Below are 4,119 nucleotides of genomic sequence, written 5' to 3'. Positions count from 1 at the left end.
GCCGTCGCCGGCGAAGTAGCGGCCGGGGAAGCGGGACCAGTAGGTGTCGGTGTAGCGCTGGTCGTCGCCCCAGATCGTGCGGAGCATCGACGGCCACGGCTCGGTCAGGACGAGGTAGCCGCCCGCCCCGTCGGGGACTTCGGCGGCCTCGTCGTCGACGACGGTGGCGCTGATTCCGGGCAGCGCCCGCTGCGCGGAGCCGGGCTTGGTCTCGGTGACGCCGGGCAGCGGAGAGATCATCATCGCGCCGGTCTCGGTCTGCCACCAGGTGTCGACGATCGGGCAGCGGTCGCCGCCGATGTGCTTGCGGTACCAGATCCACGCCTCGGGGTTGATGGGTTCGCCGACCGAGCCGAGGATGCGCAGGCTGGACAGGTCGAACTTGGCGGGGATGTCGTCGCCCCACTTCATGAACGTCCGGATGGCGGTGGGGGCGGTGTAGAGGATCGTCACGCCGTACTTCTGGACGACCTCCCAGAAGCGGCCCTGGTGCGGGGTGTCGGGCGTGCCCTCGTAGAGCACCTGGGTGGCGCCGTTGGCCAGCGGCCCGTAGACGATGTACGAGTGGCCGGTGACCCAGCCGATGTCGGCGGTGCACCAGTAGACGTCGGTCTCCGGCTTGAGGTCGAAGACGGCGTGGTGCGTGTACGCCGTCTGCGTCAGGTAGCCGCCGGAGGTGTGCAGGATGCCCTTGGGCTTACCGGTGGTGCCGGAGGTGTAGAGGATGAACAGCGGGTGCTCGGCCGGGAAGGGCCGGGGGGTGTGCTCGCTGCTCTGGCGGTCGACGATCTCGTGCCACCACACGTCGCGGCCTTCGGTGAAGGCGGTGTCCTGGCCGGTGCGGCGGACGACGAGGACGTTCTCGACCTGCGGGCACTTGGCCAGCGCCTCGTCGATGGCCGGCTTGAGGGCGGAGGGCTTGCCGCGGCGGTAGCCGCCGTCGGCGGTGATGACGAGCTTGGCGTCGGCGTCCTGGATGCGGGAGGCGACGGCGTCCGCGGAGAAGCCGCCGAAGACGACGGAGTGGGCCGCGCCGATGCGGGCGCAGGCGAGCATCGCGACGACGGCCTCGGGGATCATGGGCAGGTAGACCGCCACACGGTCGCCGGCGGTGACGCCGAGTTCCGCCAGGGCGTTCGCGGCACGGGACACCTCGTCCTTGAGCTGGGCGTAGGTGATCGAGCGGGTGTCGCCCGGCTCCCCCTCGAAGTGGAGCGCGACCCGGTCGCCGTTGCCGGCCTCGACGTGCCGGTCGACGCAGTTGTAGGCGACGTTGAGGGTTCCGTCGGCGAACCACTTCGCGAACGGCGGATTGCTCCAGTCGAGGGTCTCGGTCGGCTCCTGCGCCCAGGTCAGGCGGCGGGCCTGCTCGGCCCAGAAACCCAGCCGGTCCGCCGCGGCCTGTGCGTACGCCGCCTGCGTCACGTTCGCTTCGGCCGCCAGACCGGCAGGCGGAGCGAACCGCCGCTCCTCCTTGAGCAGATTGGCCAGGCTCTCGTTGCTCACGACATCTCCCTTTCCCAGGGTGTCCGTTGTGTCCCCGGGCATAGCTCATCAGTCGAACGGGCCGGTGACAAGGGGTAACCCGAAATTGGTTTAGACCTATAGCGGGTCGACCCCCGCACACGAGCGGCCCCCTCCCGCCGGACGGGGGAAGGGGCCGAACGATGGCACGGAAACGGGAGGGTATCGGTTCGGGGGCTTCCTGATCAGGTGCGCCGGCCGACACTGTCAAAAACGCGGCAGTCGAAGAAGTCCTCCCCCTCGGACAGCAGGTAGGCCTGGGCCTCGCCCACGTGGAAGTACATGCCGTGCAGCTCCAGCGTGCCCTCCGCGAGGCGCCGGGCCACCGACTCGTGCGCCCGCAGGTGCTCCAGCTGCTGCACGACGTTCGTCAGGCACAGCTGCTCCACCGCGTCCGCCGGGAGCCGGCCGGAGATCCGCGCCCAGGCGTGGTGCGGGCTGTCCATCCGCTCCAGGCTCGGCCGGCCGTGCCGCAGCCACCGGCCGAGCGGCGTCGCCGGCTGTCCGGGCGCGGAGTTCAGCAGGGCCTGCATGGCCCCGCAGCCCGAGTGCCCGCACACGGTGATGCTGTCCACCTGGAGGACGTCCACCGCGTACTCGATGGCCGCCGCGACCGAGTCGTCCCCGGTCTCGGCTCCGGGCAGCGGCACCAGGTTCCCGACGTTGCGGACGGTGAACAGGTCGCCGGGACCGCTGGCCGTGATCATGCTGGTGACGAGCCGCGAGTCCGCGCAGGTCAGGAAGAGCTGCGAGGGCCGCTGCCCCTCGCGGGCCAGCCGGGCCAGCTCGTCGCGGACGTGCGGTGCGGTGTCCCGCTGGAAGGCGGTGATCCCGCTGGCCAGACGGCTGGCGCCGCGGTTGCGCGGGGCCGCGGCGGCTCCGGCGCCGTCCGCGGCGGTGTCGGGACCCGCCGCGGAGTCGGCCCGGGCGGCGCCGGCGGACGGCGACGGAACCGGAGCCGCCTCCGGGTGCGTACGCTCGCCGGTCGACCGGTGGTCGCAGTGGTTCTTCCAAGGGGTCCACGGCCGGCAGCAGTGGTGGCCGGAACCGGAACCGGAACCCGGGCCTGAACCGGAAGTCGTGCGGGAGGCGGGGACGGTGCCGGTCCCCGGCTCCGTCGGCGGGCCGCCCATCTCCAGCGAACCCCCGTGCGCCAGGTGGGACTCCTGCCAGTCGTGCAGCGTCTCGTACGCGGCGTGGTCCATGAAGGAGCCCTCCAGCTCCACCACCACATGCCCCTGGTGCGGGATCTGCGCCAGGGTCCGGCTCAGCCGGGGCACCGCGAGGAAGGTCAACTGGCCGCGCACCACCAGGTGGCGGACGCCGTCCCGCACCTCCAGCGTGATTTTCGTCCGGGCGAGCCGGTGCAGGGCCAGCACCACGGCCACCGCGATCCCGACGGCGACGCCTTCCAGGACGCCGCCCAGGACGACCGCGGCGATGGTGGTCGCGTACACGGCGATCTCCCGGTGCCGGGTGACCGTCCGCATGTGGGTGATGCTCACCATCTGCACGCCCACCGCCATGACGAGCGCGGCCAGCGCGGCCAGCGGGATGAGGTCGAGGACGGGTACGAGGAGCCCGGCCGCGAGCACCACCCAGAGCCCGTGCAGCATGGCCGATTTTCGGCTCATCGCCCCGGACTTCACGTTGGCCACGCTGCGGACCGCGACGCCGGTGATGGGCAGGCCGCCGAGCGCGCCGGAGACGATGTTCGCCGCGCCCTGGCCGCGGAGCTCGCGGTCGAGGTCGGCGCGGGGCGGCCGGGAGGCGGTGGGCCGCTCGGAGGCGATCAGCTTGTCCGTGGCGACCGAGGACAGCAGCGACTCGACGCTGCCGACCAGGGTGATGGTCAGGACGGCGGCGATGAGGCCGAGGACCGGACCCTCGGGCAGCTCGGGGAGGGCGTGGCTGCGCCACGAGGGCAGGTCCACGCGGGGGAGCCGCAGACCGGCGACGGCGGCGACCGCGGTGGCGGTGCCGACGGCGGCGAGCGCGGCGGGCACCTTGCGCAGGGCCCGGCCGGCCCGCCCGGGCAGCCGCGGCCAGGCGATGAGGAGGAGCAGCGTGAGCGCGCTGATCCCGAGGGCGGTCGGGTGGATGTCGGCGAGCTGCGAGGGCAGTTCGCGGACGTTGGCGAGGGCGGAGCTCTGCGGGGTGCCGCCGAGGACGATGTGCAGCTGTGCCAGGGCGATGGTCACGCCGATGCCGGCGAGCATGCCGTGCACGATCGCCGGGCTCACCATCAGGGCGGAGCGGGCCGTCCGCAGCGCGGCGAGGCCGAGCTGGCAGCAGCCGGCGAGGACCGTGATGGCGCAGGTGGTGCGCCAGCCGTACCGCTGGATCAGTTCGGCGGTGACGACGGTGAGTCCTGCGGCCGGACCGCTGACCTGGAGCGGGGCGCCTCCGAAACAGCCGGCGACGAGGCCGCCGACGGCCGCCGCCACCAGGCCGGCCTGGAGCGGGGCGCCGGTGGCGAGGGCGATGCCGAGGGACAGGGGCAGGGCGATGAGGAAGACGGTGAGGGAGGCGGAGAGGTCCGCCGCCAGGACGGTCCGGTCGGATCTCCGGCCGGGTGGGGAGGGGGCGCCGGGC

Annotated in this window: 2 protein-coding genes; both read right to left on the bottom strand. The window is 72.9% G+C overall.

Annotated elements, in window-relative coordinates; translation table 11 throughout:
• The coding region (gene acs / locus EF903_RS29650; RefSeq protein ID WP_185902894.1) for an acetate--CoA ligase at window positions 1-1,548 on the bottom strand (1,548 nt) is incomplete at its 3' end.
• 161 nt (window positions 1,549-1,709) lie between these two features.
• Window positions 1,710-4,119: SulP family inorganic anion transporter (locus EF903_RS29645; RefSeq protein ID WP_221888796.1), on the bottom strand; the 2,410-nt coding region annotated here is incomplete at its 5' end.

The sequence above is a fragment of the Streptomyces sp. WAC05292 genome (assembly GCF_003949955.1).
GTDB lineage: Bacteria > Actinomycetota > Actinomycetes > Streptomycetales > Streptomycetaceae > Streptomyces > Streptomyces globosus.
This window is presented reverse-complemented; position numbering and strand designations above follow the sequence as displayed.